The sequence below is a fragment of the Comamonas sp. 17RB genome, from assembly GCF_030056555.1.
In the GTDB taxonomy this organism is placed as follows: Bacteria; Pseudomonadota; Gammaproteobacteria; order Burkholderiales; family Burkholderiaceae_C; genus Comamonas; species Comamonas terrigena.
The window spans coordinates 78031-99421 of record NZ_JASHHY010000005.1; the positions used below are offsets into that span (position 1 = coordinate 78031).

Annotated in this window: 20 protein-coding genes; 11 read left to right on the top strand and 9 right to left on the bottom strand. The window is 68.4% G+C overall.

Annotated features, from left to right (window positions below; all coding sequences use genetic code 11):
• Window positions 1-7: 7 nt before the first annotated feature.
• The 8 genes from QM470_RS10480 (at window position 8) to cobT (ending at window position 7759) form a co-directional block, all read left to right on the top strand.
• Complete coding sequence (locus tag QM470_RS10480; RefSeq protein WP_283339224.1) at window positions 8-685, top strand: energy-coupling factor ABC transporter permease; 678 nt, start codon at window positions 8-10, stop codon at window positions 683-685.
• A gap of 102 nt (window positions 686-787) precedes the next feature.
• The gene (gene cobO, locus QM470_RS10485; RefSeq protein WP_066533857.1) at window positions 788-1357 is read left to right on the top strand and encodes a cob(I)yrinic acid a,c-diamide adenosyltransferase; all 570 of its coding nucleotides are present in this window, start codon (window positions 788-790) and stop codon (window positions 1355-1357) included.
• A 108-nt stretch (window positions 1358-1465) separates the two neighbouring features.
• Window positions 1466-2239 carry a 5,6-dimethylbenzimidazole synthase gene (gene bluB / locus QM470_RS10490; protein ID WP_283339225.1) on the top strand — a complete coding sequence of 258 codons (774 nt, stop codon included), beginning with the start codon at window positions 1466-1468 and terminating at the stop codon, window positions 2237-2239.
• Window positions 2240-2305: 66 nt separating this feature from the next.
• A complete protein-coding gene (cbiB, locus tag QM470_RS10495; RefSeq protein WP_283339226.1) occupies window positions 2306-3388 on the top strand; it encodes an adenosylcobinamide-phosphate synthase CbiB in 1083 nt (360 codons plus the stop codon).
• Window positions 3381-4385, top strand: coding sequence for an aminotransferase class I/II-fold pyridoxal phosphate-dependent enzyme (locus tag QM470_RS10500; RefSeq protein ID WP_283339227.1), 1005 nt, complete (start codon window positions 3381-3383; stop codon window positions 4383-4385). Before cbiB ends, QM470_RS10500 begins: the two co-directional genes overlap by 8 nt.
• Window positions 4386-4388: 3 nt before the next feature.
• Complete coding sequence (locus QM470_RS10505; RefSeq protein ID WP_283339228.1) at window positions 4389-5879, top strand: cobyric acid synthase; 1491 nt, start codon at window positions 4389-4391, stop codon at window positions 5877-5879.
• 125 nt (window positions 5880-6004) lie between these two features.
• A complete protein-coding gene (locus QM470_RS10510) occupies window positions 6005-6448 on the top strand; it encodes a hypothetical protein (RefSeq protein WP_280014086.1) in 444 nt (147 codons plus the stop codon).
• Window positions 6449-6679: 231 nt separating this feature from the next.
• A complete protein-coding gene (cobT, locus tag QM470_RS10515) occupies window positions 6680-7759 on the top strand; it encodes a nicotinate-nucleotide--dimethylbenzimidazole phosphoribosyltransferase (RefSeq protein WP_283339229.1) in 1080 nt (359 codons plus the stop codon).
• Window positions 7760-7865: 106 nt separating this feature from the next.
• On the opposite strand, the gene QM470_RS10520 is transcribed toward cobT, so the two are convergent.
• The 4 genes from QM470_RS10520 to QM470_RS10535 form a co-directional block, all read right to left on the bottom strand.
• On the bottom strand, window positions 7866-8657 hold the full coding sequence (locus QM470_RS10520) for a DNA/RNA non-specific endonuclease (protein ID WP_502846830.1): 792 nt from the start codon (window positions 8655-8657) through the stop codon (window positions 7866-7868).
• Window positions 8658-8845: 188 nt separating this feature from the next.
• On the bottom strand, window positions 8846-9286 hold the full coding sequence (locus QM470_RS10525) for an RNA-binding S4 domain-containing protein (protein WP_280014084.1): 441 nt from the start codon (window positions 9284-9286) through the stop codon (window positions 8846-8848).
• A gap of 46 nt (window positions 9287-9332) precedes the next feature.
• A complete protein-coding gene (locus QM470_RS10530; RefSeq protein WP_283339230.1) occupies window positions 9333-10790 on the bottom strand; it encodes a sensor histidine kinase in 1458 nt (485 codons plus the stop codon).
• Window positions 10791-10794: 4 nt separating this feature from the next.
• A complete protein-coding gene (locus QM470_RS10535) occupies window positions 10795-11490 on the bottom strand; it encodes a response regulator transcription factor (protein WP_280014082.1) in 696 nt (231 codons plus the stop codon).
• Window positions 11491-11660: 170 nt separating this feature from the next.
• Here QM470_RS10535 and QM470_RS10540 point away from each other — a divergent pair, with 170 nt between their 5' ends.
• The 3 genes from QM470_RS10540 (at window position 11661) to QM470_RS10550 (ending at window position 14852) form a co-directional block, all read left to right on the top strand.
• The gene (locus QM470_RS10540) at window positions 11661-12620 is read left to right on the top strand and encodes a Bug family tripartite tricarboxylate transporter substrate binding protein (RefSeq protein WP_066534037.1); all 960 of its coding nucleotides are present in this window, start codon (window positions 11661-11663) and stop codon (window positions 12618-12620) included.
• Between the two features lie 139 nt (window positions 12621-12759).
• The gene (locus QM470_RS10545) at window positions 12760-13329 is read left to right on the top strand and encodes a tripartite tricarboxylate transporter TctB family protein (RefSeq protein ID WP_283339231.1); all 570 of its coding nucleotides are present in this window, start codon (window positions 12760-12762) and stop codon (window positions 13327-13329) included.
• Window positions 13329-14852 (top strand): tripartite tricarboxylate transporter permease, encoded by a 1524-nt coding sequence (locus QM470_RS10550; protein WP_280014080.1) that lies wholly within the window; start codon window positions 13329-13331, stop codon window positions 14850-14852. The genes QM470_RS10545 and QM470_RS10550 overlap by 1 nt, the downstream gene beginning before the upstream one ends.
• Before the next feature lie 330 nt (window positions 14853-15182).
• On the opposite strand, the gene QM470_RS10555 is transcribed toward QM470_RS10550, so the two are convergent.
• The 5 genes from QM470_RS10555 to QM470_RS10575 form a co-directional block, all read right to left on the bottom strand.
• Window positions 15183-16850, bottom strand: coding sequence for a methyl-accepting chemotaxis protein (locus QM470_RS10555; RefSeq protein WP_283339232.1), 1668 nt, complete (start codon window positions 16848-16850; stop codon window positions 15183-15185).
• Between the two features lie 495 nt (window positions 16851-17345).
• Entirely contained in the window at window positions 17346-17513 is a 168-nt protein-coding gene (locus tag QM470_RS10560; RefSeq protein ID WP_172591780.1) for a hypothetical protein, read from the bottom strand.
• Window positions 17514-17528: 15 nt separating this feature from the next.
• A complete protein-coding gene (locus QM470_RS10565; RefSeq protein WP_280014077.1) occupies window positions 17529-18626 on the bottom strand; it encodes a YeeE/YedE thiosulfate transporter family protein in 1098 nt (365 codons plus the stop codon).
• 69 nt (window positions 18627-18695) lie between these two features.
• Entirely contained in the window at window positions 18696-19640 is a 945-nt protein-coding gene (locus QM470_RS10570; RefSeq protein ID WP_283339233.1) for a sulfurtransferase, read from the bottom strand.
• A 263-nt stretch (window positions 19641-19903) separates the two neighbouring features.
• Window positions 19904-21142, bottom strand: a complete 1239-nt coding sequence (locus tag QM470_RS10575; RefSeq protein WP_066533835.1) for an MFS transporter — start codon at window positions 21140-21142, stop codon at window positions 19904-19906.
• Window positions 21143-21391: the final 249 nt, after the last annotated feature.

Sequence of the window (21391 nt, forward strand, 5' to 3'; positions counted from 1 at the left end):
ACCTGCCATGCATATCGAACCGGGACTGGTGGATGGAAGCAAGATACTGCTGAGTTACGTCACGGGCACGGCCGCGCTGGCCTACACCGCCAAACTGGCATGGGACATGCTGCGGCACAACGGCCCGTCGGCGCTGCTGCTGCGCTCGGCCGTGGCCGCTGCGCTGGTGTTCGCCTTCTTCGAGGTGTTTCCGCACCACCCCGTGGGCGTGTCGGAGGTGCACCTGATTCTGGGCACCACCTTGCTGCTGATCTTCGGCGTCGCACCGGCGGCGATCGGGCTGGCCGCCGGCCTGCTGGTGCAGAGCCTGTTCTTTGCGCCCCAGGATCTGCCGCAGTACGGCATGAACGTGACCACCTTGCTGGTGCCGCTGTTCGCCACGGCCGCGCTGGCGCGCCGGGTGATCCCCGCCGACATGGCCTATGTGGATCTGAGTTACGCCCAGACCTTCAAGCTGTCGGTGGCCTACCAGGGCGGCATCGTGCTGTGGGTGGGCTTCTGGGCCATCTATGGCCAGGGCGCCGGCGCCGCCAATCTGGCGGACATCGGCCGCTTTGGCGGCGCCTATATGACGGTGGTGCTGCTGGAGCCCCTGATCGACCTGGGCGTGCTGGCCATCGCCAAGGCCTGGCAGCGCTTGCAGGGCAGCGCCCTGGTGGAGCGCCGCATGTACCAGGCTGCCTGACTCGGCTGACCGGCCCGCTGGTGCCGGCTGCCTGCTCGTGGGCCACCGCGGTGGCCCCCTTTTTTTGGAATCTCCCGGACCTTGAAGGTCCACTCTCGCCTTATGCAAATCGAAACACCTCCTTCCGAAAAGCCTTACGAAAAGCCCGAGGGCGAACGCCGCGGCCTGGTCATCGTCAACACCGGTGACGGCAAGGGCAAAAGCACGGCCGCCTTCGGCCTGGCCTTCCGCGCCACCGGCCGCGGCAAGGCCGTCAAGGTCTACCAGTTCATGAAGGTGCCGACCGCCCGCTTTGGCGAACACCGCCTGGCCGACCGCGTGGACCTGCCCGTGGTGGGCCTGGGAGACGGCTTCAGCTGGAAGAGCAAGGACCTGGAGCAATCGGGCCAGCTGGCGCGCGATGGCTGGGAAAAGGCCAAGGCCGACATCCTCTCGGGCGAGTTCTTCCTCGTGGTGCTGGACGAAATCACCTACCCGCTGATCTACGGCTGGTTGCCGCTGGAAGATGTGCTGGAGACCCTGCGCAACCGCCCCAAGGACGTGCATGTCTGCCTGACCGGCCGCCGCTGCCCCCAGGAAATCATCGACCTCGCCGACACCGTGACCGAGATGAAGCTGATCAAGCACGCCTTCCAGGCGGGCGTGCCGGCACAGCGCGGCATCGAGGACTGAACGCCGCCAGCGGCGCAGCGCACGGCCGCAGTGCAGCATTTTTCGTGCTGCCCGGGTCATGCACCGCTGCCGCTGGAAGTCCCTGCGCCAAAGGCCCACAATCCCCCTATGTCTGACGCACCCACCACCCCCACCATTGCGGCCACTCCGTTCACCGAGGCCGAGCGTGCCGCCGTCTACCGCGCCATCTATGAGCGCCGGGACATGCGCCACTTTGCCGGCGGCACGGTGGCCGAAGACGTGCTGCTGCGCCTGCTGCGTGCCGCGCACCATGCGCCCAGCGTGGGCTTCATGCAGCCGTGGCGCTTTCTGCGCGTGCGCAGCCCGGCGCTGCGCCAGGGCATCCATGCGCTGGTGGAACAGGAACGTCTGCGCACCGCCCAGGCCCTGGGCGTGCGCGAAGAAGACTTCATGAAACTGAAGGTGCAGGGCGTGCTGGATGCGGCCGAGGTGCTGGTCGTGGCCATGCCGCCGGGCCGCGAGGCGCACATCTTCGGCCGCCGCACCTTGCCGGAGATGGACATTGCCAGCACCGCCTGCGCCATCCAGAACATGTGGCTGGCCGCGCGGGCCGAAGGCCTGGGCCTGGGCTGGGTGTCGATCTTCGACCCCCAGGAACTGGCCCGGCTGCTGCAGATGCCCGAAGGCGCCCACCCGCTGGGCGTGCTGTGCCTGGGGCCGGTGGATGCCTATTACGCCGAGCCCATGCTGCAGCAGGAAAAGTGGGCCTGCCGCGCACCGCTGGAAGACATGCTGATGGACGACCTGTGGGATGCCTCGCGCCCACCGCCGGTGGCGGCCACGCCGCCAGCGCCTGCACCGTCGGGCGCCGCACCATCGGGTGCCACCTCCAAGGCCGCGCCCGACGGCGCCCAGCCCTGAGCTGGGATGTCTGTTTTTTTGTTGTGCCCCGGCCCTGGCGGGCGGGGGCGGGTGATCTGTGACTGAATGACTGCGATACCGCTGATCGAGCTGCTGGCCACGGCCGTGAGCCCACTGGCCTGGCTGTGGAAGCTGTGCACCGCCAGCGGCGGTGCGCCCCAGCTGTGGGCCCAGGACCTGATGGGCGCCGCCCTGGCCGTGCTGGTGGCCCTGGCGCTGGACCGGCTGTGGGGCGAGCCGCCCGTGTGGCTGCACCCCGTGGTCTGGATGGGCCGCCTGCTGGGCGCCACCGGCCGGCGGATCGCGCCCCGCGCGCCGGTGTCCCGGGGCGGGGTGCGGTTTGCCGCCGGCATGCTGGCCTGGTGTGCGCAGGCCGCCCTGGTGGGCTCGGTCTATGCCGTGCTGCAGCTGTTGCTGCCGCCCCAGCCCTGGTGGCTGGCGGGCGCGCTGGCCGGCGTGCTGCTCAAGCCGCTGCTGTCCTGGCGCATGCTCAAGGACGAGGTGCTGGCGGTGGAAGCCGCCCTGCAGCAGTCCCTGCCGGCAGGGCGCGAACGCCTGACCTGGCTGGTGAGCCGCGATACCGCGCAGCTGGACGCCGCCACCGTGCGCGAAAGCGTCATCGAAACCTTGGCCGAAAACCTGAACGATTCGGTGATCGCCCCGTTGTTCTGGTTTCTGGTGGCGGGCCTGCCGGGGGCGGCCATCTACCGCTTTGCCAACACGGCCGACGCCATGTGGGGCTACCCCGGCTGGCGTGGCACGGGCGACCAGCGCCGCCACTGGCAATGGGCGGGCAAGTGGGCGGCGCGCGTGGACGATGTGCTGAACTGGATTCCGGCACGCATCACCGCCGCCTGGCTGGCGCTGCTGGCTGGTGGCGTGTCATGGACCGCCCTGCGCCGCGATGCGGCGGTGACGCCGTCGCCCAACGGTGGCTGGCCCATGGGGTGCATGGCACAGGCCCTGGGCGTGCACCTGTCCAAGCCAGGGGTCTACCAGCTCAACCCGGCGGGCAGGGCGCCGCAGGCCCAGGATGTGCAGCGTGCCGTGGCTCTGGCCTCCCGGGTGGTGACCCTGCAGGTGGGAATGGCGCTGGCAGCGCTGGCCTGCCTGGGCTTCTGGCTGTGGAGGGCAGCTTTCCATGGCTAATTTTTCCCACGGCGGCACCGATGCGCTGGGCGTGCCCGCCCATGATTTTTCCACCAACCGCAACGCCTGCGGGCCTTGCCCCGCGGCAGTGGCGGCACTGCAGTCCGCGCATGTGGCGCAGTACCCCGATCCGCTCTACACCGATCTGCGCGCGCAGCTGGCCGCCTTCCATGGCGTGGCGCTGGCGCGCGTGCTGGTGGGCGGCAGCAGCAGCGAACTGATCCACCGCTTCACTCAGCACGCCGTGCGCAGCGGAGCACGCCGTGCAACGCTGCCCCCGCACCACTACGGCGACTACCTGCAGGCCGCACAGGTCTGGGGGCTGGCGGCGCAATCCCGCTCCGTCCCCGGGCCGCAGGGTCTGCACTGGGCCTGCGAGCCCTCCAGCCCGCTGGGGGTGCTGGACGAGGTCTGGCCCGACTGGGCGCAGCCGCCGGCCAGCGGCTCCACATGGCGCATGCTGGACTGTGCCTACCGCCCGCTGTGGCTGGAAGGCACCGCGCCGCAGCGCGATCTGGACACCGTCTGGCAGCTGTGGACGCCGAACAAGGCGCTGGGCATGACCGGCGTGCGCGCGGCCTATGCGATAGCGCCGCTGCATGCGGCGGCGCAGGAGCTGGAAGCCCTGCGCCTGCTGGCCCCGTCGTGGGTCGTAGGCGCGCACGGGGTGGCCATGCTGCAGGCCTGGGTGACCCCGCCGGTACAGCAATGGCTGGCGCGGAGCCTGGAGACGCTGCGTGCCTGGAAAGCGCAGCAGCTGGCGCTGTGCGAACAGCTGGGCTGGCAGGTGATCCCGGGCCACCAGGCCAATTACCTGGTCGCGCGCCTGCCGCTGCCGCCGCAGGACCTGGCGCGCAGCCTCGCGGCCTTGCGGACCCACGGCGTCAAGCTGCGCGACTGTGCCAGCTTCGGGCTGCCCGGCCATGTGCGCCTGGGCGTGCTGCCGCCGGCATCACAGGCTGCGCTGGCGCAGGCCTGGAACCTTCTGGAGAGCTAGAACATGACCGCCTCGATTCAACTGCCGCGCCCCGTGCCCGGCCAGCGCCCGGCGCTGTGCGTGATGGTGCTGGGCACCAGCAGCGGCGCCGGCAAGAGCTGGGTGGCCACGGCGCTGTGCGCCTGGTACCGCGCACAGGGCTACCGGGTGGCGCCCTTCAAGGCGCAGAACATGAGCAACAACGCGCGCGTGGTGGCCACGCCCGACGGCAAGTGGGGCGAGATCGGCACGGCGCAGTACCTGCAGGCCCTGGCGGCCGGCGTGGTGCCCGATGTGCGCATGAACCCGCTGCTGCTCAAGCCCGAGGCCGATACCCGCAGCCAGGTGGTGCTGCTGGGGCAGGTGGACGAGGCCCTTTCCCAGCTGCCCTGGCGCGGCCGCAGCCTGCGGGTCTGGCCACAGATTGCGCAGGCGCTGGATGCGCTGCGCGCCGAAAACGATGTGGTGGTGATCGAAGGCGCGGGCTCGCCCGCCGAGATCAATCTGCACAGCAGCGATGTGGTGAACATGCGCGTGGCCCGGCACTGCGGTGCGCACTGCCTGCTGGTGTCGGACATCGACCGGGGCGGCGCGTTTGCCCACCTCTACGGCACCTGGGCGCTGTTGCCTGCAGACGAGCAGGCCCTGATCCAGGGCTTTGTGCTCAACAAATTCCGCGGCGATGCCGCCTTGCTGGCGCCGGCGCCGCAGATGCTGCAGGAGAGGACGGGCGTGCCCACCGTGGCCTGCATTCCCATGCAGTTCCAGCACGGTCTGCCGGAAGAGGATGGCGTGTTCGACGACCGCGGCAGCGCGGGTGCCGGCCAGGCCGTCCACACCACCATCGCCATCGTCGCTTATCCGCGCATCAGCAACCTGGACGAATTCCAACCCCTGCTGCAGGTGCCCGGCGTGCGCGTGGTCTGGGCACGCACACCGGCGCAGCTGGCCGGGGCCGACTGGGTCATCCTGCCTGGCAGCAAGGCCACGGCAGCAGACCTGGCCTGGATGCGCAGCCAGGGGCTGGATGCCGCCGTGGTGGCGCATGCCGCTGCGGGCAAGCGGGTGCTGGGCATCTGCGGCGGCCTGCAGATGCTGGGCGAGGCCCTGATCGATCTGCACGGCGTGGACGGCAATGCGGCCGGCCTGGGCCTGTTGCCGGTGACCACCTTGTTCGCACAGGAGAAAACGGTGCAGCGCACCGAGGTGCGACTGCCGGCATTGCCCGCTCCCTGGCAGGCCCTGGAAGGCATGGCGGCATCGGTCTATGAGATCCACCATGGACGGACGGCACCGCACACCGCCATGCAGGCGGCCGGACAGACGGTGGTCGAAGCCGTGCCCGGCCTGCTGTGGCACAGCCCGGACGGCGTCGTCCTGGGCTGCTACTGGCACGGCCTGTTCGAGAACCAGTCCGTGCTGCAGGCGCTGTGGGGCACGGCCGCACCGTCGCTGGAAACCGTGTTTGCGCGCATGGCCGACGGGGTGGGGCGCTGGTTCCAGACGGTGGAATGAGCGGCAGCGGCCTGCCGCACTGTAGGCGGTGGCCTGCATGCGTTGACGGGCTGGGCCGATAAGCCGTCCGGGAAAACACCAGCAAGCTTTGACTCTTGTGTTCCCACCCTGGAAAGGAGTTGCTGATGACACGCACCTGGATTCGTCCCGTCCAACTGGGCCTGAGCGCGCTGGCGCTGAGCATGGCTGGCTGGGCCGGCGCACAAACCGCCGCCCCGGCCGATGCCCCGCCACCGCCGGCGATGATGAAAAAGGCCCCTGACAAACCGCCCATGGGCAAGCACCACCGTCCGCACCACCGCGGCGACAAGGCGCAGCACCCCGGTGACCGCGACCCTGCCACCCGCGAAGCGGGCGCAGCACGCGAAGAGGCCCGCCGCGGCAAGCTGGACACCAGGACACCGGAAGACCAGCTCCAGCGCAATGCCCTGGCGCGTTGCGAAGTGTTCAAGACCGATCTGGACCGCCAGGCCTGCGTGGGCCGTGTGCGCAGCGGTCAGGTCAGCGGCTCGGTGCAAGATGGTGGCACCATCACCGAGTACACCCAGCAGGTCCCTGTGCCTCAGTAAGCCACGGCAGCCCCATGGGGCTGAAACGGGCGCTGGCGTGAGCCCGCCGCCCGGTCCGGCCCCTGCGCCTGCAGCCTGTATAGGCCCCCGATCTCTTCCGCCCGCGCGGAAGAGATTTTTTTATGGTCTTGTGCCATGGCAAAGCCGCCGGTGCGGGCGCAGGAGGATACTTGGGCGCTTCTTTTGTGAGCGTGGCACGCAGCCCGTGCCCCGCGTAGGAACCGCTTCGCCATGTACGACTTTCTGCCCGCCATCCCCTCCATCCAGGACGACACCTTCACCCAGCATGTGCAGCAGTTGCTGGACCACAAGACCAAGCCCGTGGGCTCGCTGGGCGTGCTGGAGCGCCTGGCGCTGCGCGTGGCGACCATCCTGGGCCAGGACCAGCCGGTGCTGCAGGACCCGCAGATGGTGATCTTCGCGGCCGACCACGGTCTGGCCGCGCGGGGCGTCTCGGCCTATCCCACTGATGTCACCTGGCAGATGGTGGAGAACTTTCTGGCCGGAGGGGCGGCGGTGAGCGTGCTCTCGCGCACCAACGGCATCCATCTGAACATCGTGGACTGCGGCGTGGCGCGCGACATTGCCCGCCGCGAACAGGATCCGGAAGACAAGCTGCCCAAGCCCGGCGAGCCCCGCCTGTGGCGCCGCAAGGTGGCCTATGGCACGCAGGACAGCTCGGTCGGTCCGGCCATGACCGATGCCGAATGCCGCCTGGCCATCCAGAACGGCATGGCGCTGGTCAAAAAGCTCCCGGGCAATGCGCTGCTGCTGGGCGAAATGGGCATCGGCAACACCTCCTGCGCATCGCTGCTGCTGGCGCGGCTGGCCAATATCGATGTGGCCAGCGTCAGCGGCATGGGCACCGGCCTGGACGCCGAAGGCGTGCGCCGCAAGGTGGAAGTACTGCGCGCCGTGCTGGACCTGCACGCCGGGGTGACCGAGCCGCTGGCCGTGCTGGCGGCCATGGGCGGGCTGGAAGTGGCCACCATGGTCGGGGCGGTGCTGCAGGCCGCGGCCGAACGCCGCGTGATCCTGGTGGACGGTTTCATTACGTCAGCCGCCGTGCTGGTGGCCAGTCGGCTGTGCCCGGCGGTGCTGGAGCGCTGCGTGTATGCCCACCGCTCGGGCGAGCGCGGCCACACGCTGATGCTGCTGGAGCTGGGGGCCGAGCCCCTGCTGGACTGGCATATGCGCCTGGGCGAAGGCTCGGGTGCGGCCACGGCCTGGCCGCTGCTGGTGGCCGCCTGTGCCGTGCTGCGCGAGATGGCCAGTTTCAGCACGGCCGGGGTGTCCGTCAAAAGTGCCTGAGAAGCGCCTGAAAAGCGCCAGGCCGAAGCCCGCAGCGTAAGGCGCGCTGTGGTGCTGCGCGCCATCCCTCACCCTCCGCTCGGCCCTGGGCGGAGGAAGGGGCGGTTCAGCGGACCTGGATGCCGGGCAGGAATTCAATGCCGGTGCGGCGCACCAGTTCCTGGTAGCTGATGGGGCGGGTCACCGTGGCGTGGTCGGCATTGGCCTGCCAGTGGGCCCAGGCGCGGTGGGTCTGGGCGTCATACACCAGCTTGAACAGGTGGGACGGCACGCGCACATGGTTGGCGCCCACCGAGTGTTCCTCACCCTGGTAGACCGGTCCAGTGATGATGAACACATCGCCCTGGGCGCGGCGGGCATAGCGGCGCGTGTCCTGCTCGATGCGTGCCCAGGGACCGCCGTTCTGCTCGATGGACTGGGGCACCATATTGGCCAGCGAAAAGCTCTGCGCCATAGCCTGGGGCGTGGGCATGTCGCCGGCCGGCGCCATGTGGCCGCGGGAGTAGCCGGAGCGCTTGTAGTCCTCCAGCTCGGCGCGTTCGGCGCGGGGCAGGCGGGCATCGGCATAGAAGCGGTTGCTGCGCTTTTCGTCAGCGTCTTCCACCAGGGCACGGTTCAGGCGCTGGGCCACGAACATCGGCGTCTTGGTGCTGCCGTTGTGCAGCACCGCAAAGGCGTCATAGCACAGGGCACGCAGGCGCGGCAGGGGCTGCACGGCCGGCGGCGTGCCGTTGGCAAAGAAGCTGGGACATTCGGCAAAGTCACCGCTGATGGCTGCTGCCGTGGCGGGCAGCAGCGGGGTCTTGGCCTGCAGCAGGGAAGAAGGGAGGGCCGCGGCCAGCAGGGCGGCGGCGGCGATGGCGCGCACCCGGCGCGCCCACAGCATAGCGAATTTCACGGAATACCTGGGGCACCAGGCCCCTTGTCACAAGCGAAGAGAGAGCGCCGATTGGAACACCAATCGCTTTCTCCTTCCGGGGCACAGGAATTGCCGCCAGAGCCTGCCGGTTCGGTGCAGACAGCTATGCAAAGCTGAGCAGATCAGGCCCTGCCGAGACCTCGTCCGGAGCGGGGCAGGTCAGCGCATCAGCGCTTCAGATCGTCCACGGAGGCGCTCCAGCGCTCGCCCCAGCTGCTGCGCACCTGGTCGATGCTGCGGCGGTCGCGCTTGGTGGGCCTGCCGTCGTGCCGCCCGGCAATGGCGTCGGCCGGCTCCGGGGCCAGGCGGCGCTGTTCGGCCAGCTGCTGGCGCTGGACCAGGCTGTCGGCGGTTTCCTCATACAGCTGCTGGGCGACGGGGGCTGGGCCGCGCATGCCGCTCAGGCCCCGTACCACCACGGTGCGTGGCACCTGGCCCTGGCGCAGGGCAATGGTGTCCCCCACCCGCACTTCGCGCGCCGGCTTGGCATGGGCGCCGTTCAGGCTCACCCGGCCCTTGCCGATTTCTTCCACGGCCAGGCTGCGGGTCTTGTAAAACCGTGCACACCACAGCCATTTGTCCAATCGCATCGAAAGCAGTTCGCTCATAGCCCTTATTTTGCCTGGGTGGAGGGCGCGTTGGTGCTGCAGTGCATCAGCGTCCGGCCGACGGGTGCAGCGGCAGCTGCGCCATGGCATCCATGCCGACCACGTCCCCCCGCATGGGGTGCAGGCGGTTGACCAGGCGCAGCTCGCCGTGCAGCGCCAGCACGATTTCGCGGCAGATGGCCAGGCCCAGGCCGGAGCCGCTGTGCCGGTCGCCCGCGGCAAAGGGCTGGAACAGCCGGCGTTCCAGCTCGGGGCTGATGCCGGGGCCGCTGTCGGCAATGCACAGCAGCGCATCGGTGGCGCTGTGGGTGAGCCGCACCTGCAGCGGCGTGCCCGGCGGCGCGTGGCGGATGGCGTTGTGCAGCAGGTTGCGGGTGAGCTCGCGCAGCATCCACTCCGGGGCGGCCACCTGCACCGGCTGGTCGGCCTGCAGCTCGAAGTCCAGGCCCTTGTCGGCCACCAGCGGGGCCAGGTCCAGCGCCACATCGCGCACGATCTGCTCCCAGGGCTGGGGCGTGGGCGCTTCGGCCTGCTGGCGCAGCTGTTCCACCTTGGCCAGGGCCAGCATCTGGTTGGCCAGACGGGTGGCGCGGTCCACCGTGGCTTCGATTTCGGCCAGCGCCTGCTCCGGCGGCATGTCGCCGCGCCGGGCGGACTGCACCTGGGTCTTGAGCACGGCCAGCGGTGTGCGCAGCTGGTGGGAGGCATCGCGCACAAAACGCTTCTGGTGGGCCAGCAGTGGGCGCAGCCGGTCCATGACCTGGTTGGTGGCGTTCAGCAGCGGCTGCAGCTCGCGCGGCACGGCGGACGGCTGCAAGGGGCTGAGGTCGCCCTGCGGGCGCTGCTCGATGGCGTCGCTGATGCGGCGCACCGGCCGGGTGACGCGCTGCACCACCACCAGCACGGTCAGCACCACCAGCGCCACCAGCAGGGCCTGGCGCCACAGCGTGTCGCGCAGCAGGTGCAGCGCCAGTGTCTGGCGCAGCTGCAGGGTTTCGGCCACCTGGATCACCGCCATGCTGCGCCCGGTGGCGCTGGCCACGGGCTGCAGCAGCACGGCCACGCGCACCGGCTCGCCGCGAAAGGAGGCATCGTAGAAATCCACCAGCGCGCTGTAGGGCGGGCGCGCCGGGATGCGGCCCCGCCACATGGGCAGATCGGGGAAGCCGGAGACCAGGGCGCCGTCCAGGCTGGAGACGCGGTAGTACATGCGGCTCTGGTTGTCGGCCTCGAAAATCTCCAGCGCCGAATAGGGCACGGTGGCGCGCAACTGGGCCTGCTGGTCGTAGCCATGCACGTCCAGCTGTTCGCTGATGCTCTTGGCCGAGGCCAGCAGCGTGCGGTCGTAGGCCGTGTGCAGGGTTTGCAGCGATTCGCGGTACAGGCTGTAGGTGTTGAAACCGATGAAGGCCAGCACCGGCACCAGAATGCCCACCAGCAACTGGCGGCGCAGCGACCAGGTGGTGCTGGTGCGGGCGATGGAGGAGGAAGCGGGCAGGGGCATGGGATCAGGCTGCAGGCGCAGCCGCCACTTTCAGCAGATAGCCCAGGCCGCGCAGCGTGACCAGGTCCACACCGGTGCCAGCCAGCTTCTTGCGCAGGCGGTAGACCACCACCTCGATGGCCTCGTACTGCACCTCGGCAGCGCCGGGAAACACCAGGTCATACAGGCGCTCCTTGGCCACGGCCTGGCCGGGTCTGGCCAGCAGCGCGTGCATCAGCGCGCGTTCGCGCCGCGTGAACTCCAGCGGCTCGCCCAGGTGGTAGATGGCCCCGCTGTCGCGCTCATAGCGCATCAGCCCCAGCTGCACCACCTGGCTGTCGCCTCCATCGGCCGCCGCCGGGGCGCTGCGGCGCAGCAGTGCGCGCAGCCGGGCTTCCAGTTCGTCCAGATCGAAGGGCTTGGCCAGGTAGTCGTCGGCGCCGGCGTTCAGTCCCAGCACCCGGTCGCCCACGGTGCCCCGGGCGGTGAGCACCAGCACGGGCGTGCGCAGTCCCTGCCGGCGCGCCTGGGCCAGCACATCCAGGCCGTCCATGCCGGGCAGGCTCAGGTCCAGCACCACGGCGTCGGGTGGCTGGGCCGTCCACTGCGCCAGGGCCTGCAGGCCGTCGCCCACCCAGTGCACCTGCATGCCGCGCCGCGCCAGGGCGCGCTGCAAGGTGGTGTGCATGGCGGGATCGTCTTCGACCAGGAGAATGTGCATGGCGCAGGAACATAGCACCGCGCAGACGGGCTGGCAGGGTGGCGGTGCTGGGGTTTTCACTGAGGCGGGCGGACAGCGGTTTGACAGGCTGGCGGCGCATGATGCAATGCAGCGCCCCCTGCGTGCATGCGGTCAGCGGGGCGATTCACACCAACAAAGGAGACACAGACATGCGACGCGACACCTTCCTCAAGTCCATGATGGCACTGGCCGCCGCAGGCGCCCTGCCACTGTCGGCCCAGGCCGCCACCGCCATGAAGATGATGCTGCCGGCCAACCCCGGCGGCGGCTGGGACACCACCGGCCGTGCCGTGGGCAAGGCCCTGATCGATGCCGGCGTGGCCTCCACCGTCACCTACGACAACAAGGGCGGTGCCGCCGGCGCCATCGGTCTGGCCCAGTTCGTCAACGGCAGCAAGGGCGATGCCAACGCGCTGATGGTGATGGGTGCGGTGATGCTGGGCGGCATCATCACCGGCAAGCCGCCGGTGAACCTGTCCCAGGCCACGCCGCTGGCCCGCCTGACCAGCGAATACAACGTGTTCGTGCTGCCCGCCAATTCGCCGTTCAAGAGCATGGCCGAAGTGGTGGCGCAGCTCAAGAAGGACCCCGGCTCCATCAAGTGGGGCGGCGGTTCGCGCGGCTCCACCGAGCACATTGCCGCCGCCATGATCGCCCGTGCCGTGGGCGTGGACCCGGCCAAGATCAACTACGTGGCCTTCCGTGGGGGCGGCGAGGCGATTTCGGCCATCCTGGGCGGCAATGTGACCATCGGCGGCAGCGGCTACAGCGAGTTTGCCGAGTACATCACCACCGGCAAGATGAAGCCGGTGGGCGTCACCTCCGACGAACGCCTCAAGGGCATCGACGTGCCCACGCTCAAGGAGCAGGGCATTGACGTGTCCATCGGCAACTGGCGCGGCATCTACGGCGCGCCCGGCATCAGCAAGGCGCAGCGTGACGAGCTGATCGCCAAGCTGGACAAGGCCCTGAAGAGCAAGAGCTGGGCCGAGTCCATGGAAAAGAACGGCTGGACCCCGGCCTGGCTGGCGGGCGACGCCTTTGCCGCCTTTGTGGACAAGGAATTCGCCAGCCTGCGCGACACCATGACCCGCTCCGGCATGGTCTGACCGGTGAAACCGTCCGGCAGACCCTGCCGGACCTTTGGCCGGGCGCGGTGACACGCAGCGTGTCCCGCGCAGGCCTGCCTGGCGCGGCCGCCCGTTGCGGTCCGCCATGGCGCACTCCTGTGCAAGGAGGGAATCTCTCATGAACCAAACCAATCCTGCGGACGGCGCGATCCCGTCCGCCGAACCGCCGAGCGAAGGCGGAGCCATCCCTTCCGCAGCCTGGCAGGCGCGGGTCGGCGGCGCCGTGGTGCTGCTGGCCATCGGCATGGGCTGGGGCGCCAGCCATGTGCCCGGTGATGCCGGCTATGGCGGTGTCGGCCCGGGCTTCATTCCCTGGGTCTGCGCCGTGGTGCTGGCCATATGCGGCCTGTGGCTGATCTGGGAAGCCAGGACCGGCGGCTACCGCAATGCGGCCGACCCGGGCGGGCAGGCCAAGGCCGACCTCGGTGCCTTTGTCTGGGTGTCCGCCGGCATGCTGTTGAATGCCGGGCTGATCGAGCACCTGGGCTTCATCCTCAGTTGCACGCTGTGCTATGTGCTGGCCGTGCAAGGTCTGCGCCGTGCGGCCAAGCAGGCCCACACCCTGTCGGGCCAGGGTCTGCTCAAGGACCTGCTGGTGGGCCTGGCGATTGCTGCGCCGGTGTTCTGGGCCTTTACGCAATTCCTGGCCATCAACCTGCCAGGACTGACGGAAACAGGGTGGCTGTGATGGAACTTTTCAATGCACTGATGTCGGGCTTTGCCACGGCTGTCACTCCCATCAATCTGCTGTGGGCCCTGCTGGGCTGCGCCCTGGGCACGGCCGTGGGCGTGCTGCCCGGTATCGGCCCGGCGGTGGCTGTGGCCATGCTGCTGCCCATCACCGGCAAGGTGGAGATCACGGCTTCGATGATCTTCTTCTCCGGCATCTACTACGGCGCCATGTACGGCGGCTCCACCACCTCCATTTTGCTGAACACGCCGGGCGAGACCGCCAGCATGGTCACGGCCATGGAAGGCAACAAGATGGCCAAGAGCGGTCGCGCCGGCGCGGCGCTCGCCACGGCGGCCATCGGCTCCTTTGTGGCCGGCACGATCGCCACTGTGGTGGTGACCCTGTTCGCCCCGGCCGTGGCCGACTTTGCGGTCAAGCTGGGCCCGCCCGAGTACTTCATGCTGATGGTGCTGGCCTTCACCACTGTGAGCGCCGTGCTGGGCCAGAGCAGTCTGCGCGGCATGACCGCCCTGTTCCTGGGGCTGGCGCTGGGCTGCGTGGGCATGGACCAGATCTCGGGCGCCGCACGCTACACGGCCGGCCGCATGGAGCTGCTGGACGGCATCGACATCGTGCTGGTGGCCGTGGGCCTGTTTGCCGTGGCCGAAGTGCTGTACGCCGCCCTGTATGAAGGCAAGGTGGAGGACTCGCAGAACAAGCTGACGCGGGTGCACATGTCGGCGCGCGACTGGAAGCGTTCCTGGCCCGCCTGGATCCGCGGCACCATCATCGGCACGCCCTTCGGCTGCGTGCCGGCCGGTGGCACCGAGATCCCCACGTTCCTGAGCTATGCGATGGAAAAGAAGCTGGCCAAGGGCGAGAACAAGGACGAGTTCGGCAAGCAGGGCGCCATCGAAGGCGTGGCCGGTCCCGAAGCCGCCAACAACGCCACGGTGACCGCCGCGCTGATCCCGCTGCTGACCCTGGGCATTCCCACCAGCAACACCACGGCGGTGCTGCTGGGCGCGTTCCAGAACTACGGCATCAACCCCGGCCCGCAGCTGTTCACCAGTTCGGCCGCGCTGGTGTGGGCACTGATTGCCTCGCTGTACATCGGCAACATCATGCTGCTGGTGCTGAACCTGCCCATGGTGGGGATCTGGGTCAAGCTGTTGCGCGTGCCGCGTCCGCAGCTGTACGCCGGCATTCTGATCTTTGCCACCGTGGGTGCCTACGGCATGCGCCAGAGCACGTTCGACCTGTTCCTGCTCTACGGCATCGGCATGCTGGGTGTGCTGATGCGCCGCTTCGACTTCCCCACCGCCCCGGTGGTGGTCGGCATGATCCTGGGCCCGCTGGCCGAAGCGCAGATGCGCAACGCCGTGGCCATTGGCGAAGGCAGTTTCAGCATCTTCCTGCAGCGCCCCATGTCGCTGACGCTGATCGTCATCGTGCTGATGGTGCTGATCCTGCCGCGTGCGCTCAAGCACTGGGCCGAACGGCGCATGGCCCACCATGCCGCCACCCCCACGGTCTAGAGGCACGGCAGTCCACCAAAAGGGAGCGCATGGCGCTCCCTTTTTTCATGTCTGGATAGGTGGGGCATAAGCCACCGCGCCAGGTACCCTGGCTGAGAACCTGGTCCTGACCGTGTGTGCTGTGTCGTGGCACAGCGCACCTGATGGGAAGGGTGCCAATGCCAGTGCCAGTGCCAGTGCCAGTGCCAGTGCAGAGAGTAGGACTGCTGGACTGAAACCGGGCACCCGCGCCACCACGGCGTCATTCATTGCACACGGCCCAATAAAAAAGGGAGCGCATGGCGCTCCCTTTTTTGGGGGTCTGCGCTGGCCATTGCCAGCGCGCGGGGTTCAGGCTTCGGCCGTGGCTGCTTCCTGGCGCGGCAAGGCGCGTGGGGCGGCGGGTGCCAGGGCGGCCGGAGCCAGTGCCGGGGCCTGCAGGGCCGAGCCCGGCAACTCCACGGCCGGGGCAGAACTCTGGCTCTGGTCCAGCGTGAACGTGGCCACCACATCGGTCAGTTGGTGGGCCTGCTGGTTCAGGCTGGAGGCAGCAGCGGCGCTTTCTTCCACCAGTGCGGCATTCTGCTGCGTCACCTGGTCCAGCTGGTTCACGGCATCGCTGACCTGGCTGATGCCACGCGCCTGTTCCTGGCTGGCGCTGTTGATCTCGTTGATCAGCGCCGAGACCTGCTGCACCTGTTCCACGATGTCCTGGATGGTGCCGCCGGCGCTGTCCACCAGACGGGCTCCGCTGCCGACCTGGTCCACGCTTTGCTGGATCAGGGCCTTGATCTCCTTGGCGGCTTCGGCGCTGCGGCCGGCCAGGGAGCGCACTTCGCCGGCCACCACCGCAAAGCCGCGGCCTTGCTCACCGGCGCGGGCCGCTTCCACGGCCGCGTTCAATGCCAGGATGTTGGTCTGGAAGGCGATGCCATCGATCACGCCGATGATGTCGGCAATCTTGCTGGAGCTGGCCGAGATGCTCTGCATGGTGCGGGTGACCTGCTGCATGGCATCGCCGCCCTGGCGGGCCGTGTCGGCGGCGCGCACCGCCAGGTGGGAAGCCTGGGCGGCGGCATCGGTGTTGTGGCGCACGGTGGCGGTGAGCTGCTCCATGGACGCTGCCGTCTGCTGCAGGTTGCTGGCCTGGGTCTCGGTGCGTTGCGACAGATCGTTGTTGCCCATGGTGATCTGCGAGGCGCCAGTGGCAATCGATTCGCTGCCCGCACGGATGCGGCCCACCACCTGGGAGAGGTTGCTGTTCATGGTGCGCAGCGCAGACAGCAGGCGGCCCACTTCGTCGTTGCCCTGGTGGCTGATGCGGGCCGTCAGATCGCCCCGGGCCACGGTTTCCGCCACCTGCACCGCCTCGTTCAGCGGCTCGATGATGGCGCGGATCAGGCGGCGTCCGGTCCACAGAGCCAGTGCGATCGCAGCCAGCAGCACGGCGGCGCTGACGGCCAGCAGACGCTGGTAGTCGGTGTTGGCGTGTTCGTAGGCGGCCTGGGCTTCGGTGGTCTGGATGTCGATCAGCTCGTCAAACGCCTTGGCAAGCGGGGTGACGGTGGGGAACAGCCGGTATTCGATGAAGGCACTCATGCGCTCCATATCGTAGTTGGTCAGGATGGAGTCCAGCTCCTTGAGGCGCGGCTGGGCGGCTTCCTTCAGGCCCTCGATGCGCTGGATCAGCTCTTTCTCGCTGTCCAGCAAGTCCGTGGCCAGGTAGGCGGCCCACATGGCTTCCGTGCGCTGGCGCTGCTCGGCCAGCATCTGCTGGCCATGTTCGGGCAGGATCTGCTGCACATAGACCTTGGTGGCTACTTCGATCAGTTTGACCGAGTAGCTGTCTGCCGACACCTTGAGCTGCTGCATGGGCAGCACGCGGTCGTTGTAGATGGTGGACAGGCGCTGGTTGGCCACCTGCAACTGCCACATCAACGCCAGGGCAGAGGTCGCAACCAGAACCAGAAGCGAGATCACCAGACGCCACAGGCGGGCGCGGATGCTGACTTGTTTCATTCGGAATTCCTGAGGGGGGAGAGGGCGGGAACGGCTGGCCGGTGCGTGGCGGCGGGTGCTGGCTGGCAAATCTGTCCAGTCCGTTCGTCAATAGAGCCGGCAAATTCTGTCAGTCAATTCACGAAATGAAACATTTGATCTGTCCCTTGAAAAACACCCCGTGATAGGGAATTCATATGGGATGGCTTGGAATTCCTCGTGGTGTCGTGAATCAATGCTCCTATTTTTGTAGTTTGCGGGCGCTATGTATTTGTCAGGATGTTGTCAGTATTGGGGCGAGTTTGCGCGAATCGGCGCTGTTGGGTGCTGATCGGTGCGAATCCTTGCGCCTCGCTGCGCCTCGCTGCGCCTCGCTGCGCCTCGCTGCGCCTCGCTGCGCCTCGCTGCGCTTGCATCCTCTCGGCGCATAGGGTGTGCGGCACCGGCATAAAAAAACCGCCCACCTCGCAGCCGAGGGGGCGGTGTGTGCCGGCACGCCCGCAGCGGGGCGCGTCTTCAGTCCGGCATGGAGCAGTGGCCGCCTTGCACGGCCTGGCCGGAACCGGCTGCGATCAGCGGCGCTTCGAAGCGCAGGTCCACGGGCTTGGAATGCTGGTAGTCCCAGGCGATGAAGCCCAGCAGGACCACCCAGAAAGCGGTGCGCAGAATGGTTTTTTGCGTCATGGAGCAGTCCCTTGCTTAGAAGCCGAAGCGGCGGCGGATGCGCAGCCCGAAGATGGTGCCGGCAAACGCCAGCGGCACCCAGATCCAGCCGTGGATGGAGCCGGTGGAAATGCCGGAGAACATGGCGCCCACATTGCAGCCAAAGGCCAGGCGCGAGCTATAGCCCAGCACCAGGCCGGCGGTCAGGGCCACGGCCCACTGCGTGCCGGTCAGCGGCTTGGCAGATGCCGGCTTGCCCGCGCTGACCCACAGTGCGCCGGCCAGAATGCCGATGTTGGTGATGCTGGTCACATCCAGCAGCACCGTTTCCTGCAGGCGCGCGGCATTGCCGGGCTGGCTCCAGAACCAGTTGTGCGCCAGGTCCACCGCGCCCGTGGCGTTGGCCACCTTGGCCGCCCACAGGCCGAAGCCGTAGACCACACCCCAGGGCTGGCCGGCGATCAGCAGGTTGGCCGTGGCCAGCAGGGCCAGCAGCACGGCGCCCACCACCCACTTGCGCACAAACAGCGGCTTGGGCGCAATGCCTGCTTGCAAGTTGCTGCGCTTGCAGTACAGGCTCACACCGGCTGCCACCAGGGCCAGACCGGCCAGTGTGGCGGCCAGGGCCGAACCCCAGCCCCAGACCGTGACCAGGCCCACGGGCGCGGCGCGGCCCAGGTCCAGCCACCAGCCCAGGTGCAGGCTGCCCAGAAAGCTGCCAATGGCAAACAGCGGCAGGATGGCCGTGTTCATGGGAATGCCCATGCCGGCCTTGTACAGCGTGCCGCTGCCGCAGCCGTCGGCAATCTGCATGCACAGGCCGAACACAAAAGCGCCCACCAGCAGGCTGATGCTGGGCGGGCCCAGGGCGGCGGTCAGCTCCGGAAAATGGCCCAGCAGCGGCATGGCCATGGCGGCGGCCAGGGCCAGCAGCAGCAGCTGGCCGAAGACCCCGGAAGGGTCCTTGTCTTCGATCAGCATGCGCCAGCCGGTGGTGAAACCGAAGCGCTTGCCGGCCAGCACGGCGCCCAGGCCGATGCCCACGGCAAACAGTGCGGCCTGGCGCAGGGACACGGTCCACAGCAGCCAGCCAAGGAAGAGGGCCATCAGAACGGCCAGGGGGAGTCGTTTCATAGAGTGTGGTTCTGGGAATCGGCAGTGCAGGGGCTGAAGCCACGTCGGGCTTCAGCGGGAAGTACGGGCTCAGTTCAGCTTTTTCTGCCACCACTGCTGGGTGGCGCGCAGCAGCTGCTCGCCACGGCCGGGCATGTTCTGCATCGGAGGCATGTCGGGCGACTGCGTCCAGTCCACCATCGATCCGGCGTACAGCTTCACATTCGGCAGGCCGGCCACTTCGCTCAGGCCGAACCAGTCGGTGGCTGCCCAGTGGCCGGTGTTGCAGAAGGCCACGGCGTCCTGGCCTTCAGTATGCTGGATGTGGGCAGCCACTTGCTTGGCCTTAGCCGTCTCCACAAAGGTGGAGGAACCGGGCACGAACCACTGGTTGAAGTCCAGCTGCACGGCGCCGGGGAGGGTGCCGGCCAGCTTGGCAGCGGGCGCCTGGGTCTTGCCCTGGTAGAAGGCATCGGGGCGCGAATCCACCAGCACGGCGTTGCTCAGCTTCACATGCTGCTGCACATCATCGCGCGTGGCCAGCCAGCGCGCATCGAAAGTGGGTGCATACGTGCTGGGGGCGACCTGCACGGCCGTGGTCGACGTGGGCAGCTTGGCTGCATCCCAGGCCTGCATGCCGCCGTTGACGATGGACAGCTCGGTCAGACCCAGCGACTTCAGCGTCCAGTACACCCGAGCCATGGCGCCGAAGTCGGTGGCGTCCTTGCCGGTGGACACCACCACGGCATGGGTCTGGGGCGTCAGGCCCAGCGACTGCACCAGCGCCACCAGCTTGGCCTGTTCGGGCAGCTCGCCCGGGTTGCTGGCCGGGCCGCGCCATTTGCCGTAGGGGGCGTTCACTGCGCCCGGAATGTGTGCGGCGTCAAAGCCCTTGGGCTCGCGGATGTCGATCACGCGCACTTGCGGGTCTTTCAGCAGGGGCTGCAGCGCAGCCGGTGTCAGCAGGGGCTGGGCGGCCAGACTCCAGCCGGTGCTGCCCAGGGACAGGGCCAGGGCGATCAGTTTGTGGTTCATGGCATCCGCCGCAGCGCGCGCAGGCAGCTGCGGATGGGAGTGGAAAGAGGCAGATATTGTCCGATCCCTGGGCCCAGGCTTCAACGCACCCTGTGTTTGATGCAGATGCAGCCAGGGCCATTGCGCAGGATCAGGCGGGCGGCGGGAGTGGGCACTTGCGGTGCAGGCGCCCCGGGCCGCGTGGTGCAACGGTGCGGCAACCTTCCCCTGTGGCATGGCCGGGCAGGGGGAGGGGCGCTGCAGCGTCCCAGTGCCTCAGCGGGTCATTGCAGGGCCTGGCCCTTGAGCTCGGGGATCAGCCACACCGTGGCCACCATGTCGATCACATACAGCGCCGCCAGCAGCGCAATCGCCACCTGGAAGCCGTAGCCCATGGCCAACGCGCCCACCACCACGGGACCGAAACCGCCCACGGCACGGCCGATGTTGAACAGCACATTCTGCGCGGTGGCGCGGGCTTCCGTGGGATAGGCCTCGCTCATCACCGCGCCATAGCCGCCCATCATGCCGTTGACGAACAGGCCCAGCACGGCGCCGGCCCACAGCATGGCCGTGGGGTCGGACAGCTGGGCGTACAGCACCACCATGACGACGGAGCCCAGCTGGAAGAGCAGGAAGCTGGGTTTGCGGCCGATGCGGTCGGCCAGCTGCCCGAAGACCCAGATGCCGACCATCATCCCGACGATGGTGACGGCCGTCCACATGGCGGACTTGGTCAGGCTGAAGCCCAGCTGCTTGGACAGAAAGCTGGGCATCCAGATCATGATGCCGTAGTAGCCGAAGTTCTGGACCGAAGTGAGCACGATCACACCCAGGCTGGTCTTGGTGGTGGCCCTGTCCTTGACCAGGAGCTTGAAGGCGGCAAACCGCTGGCCCTTGGCGGGAGCGGGCTTGCGCACAAAGGCCTCGGGCTCGTGCAGCTTGTTGCGGATCACCCAGGCCACGATGGCCGGAATCACCCCCACCAGGAACATGCCGCGCCAGCCGATCACCGGCAGCAGCAGCGGGGTCAGCAGGGCCGCGGCCAGCACGCCCACCTGCCAGCCCAGGGCCACATACGACGAGACGCGCGCACGGTGGCGTGCCGGCCAGGCTTCGGCGGCCAATGCCATGCCGATGCCGAATTCGCCGCCCAGGCCGATGCCGGCGATGGTGCGGTAGATCAGCAGGTCCCAGTAGCCCTGGGCCAGGGCGCACAGGCCGGTGAACACGGCGAACAGCATGATGGTCCAGGTCAGCACGCGGATGCGGCCGTAGCGGTCGGACAGCGCGCCAAAGAAGATGCCGCCGGCCACGGCGCCGATCAGCGTCCAGGTGACCAGCGAGCCGGCCTGACCGGGCGTCAGCTGCAGATCGGCCGAGATGGCGCTGAGCATGAAGCCCAGGATCAGCAGATCGAAGCCGTCCATGGCATAGCCGACGGCGGAGCCGGCCAGGGCCTTCCAGCTGTAGCCGTTGATTTCGGTGGGCTGGCCGGTGCCAGCAGGGGAGACTGCGTTCATGGGGTGTCGTTGTCCTTGTGTTGTGGCATGAATGCGTTTCCACCGCCCGCCGCAGCTGCCCGCGCGCAGCAAAGCCGCGGCAGGCGCCAATGGACAGGTGGGGAAAGGGCGTGGTGCAGGGGGCGGCGCATGCGCGGCCCTCACAAAAAGCAGCTGCTCCCGGGCACGGCCGGGCAGGTTCACAGGGGCGGGTTGGTGGGGAACAGGCCACGCAGCGGCGGCGGCCTGCGCGCTGCGGCGCAGAACAGT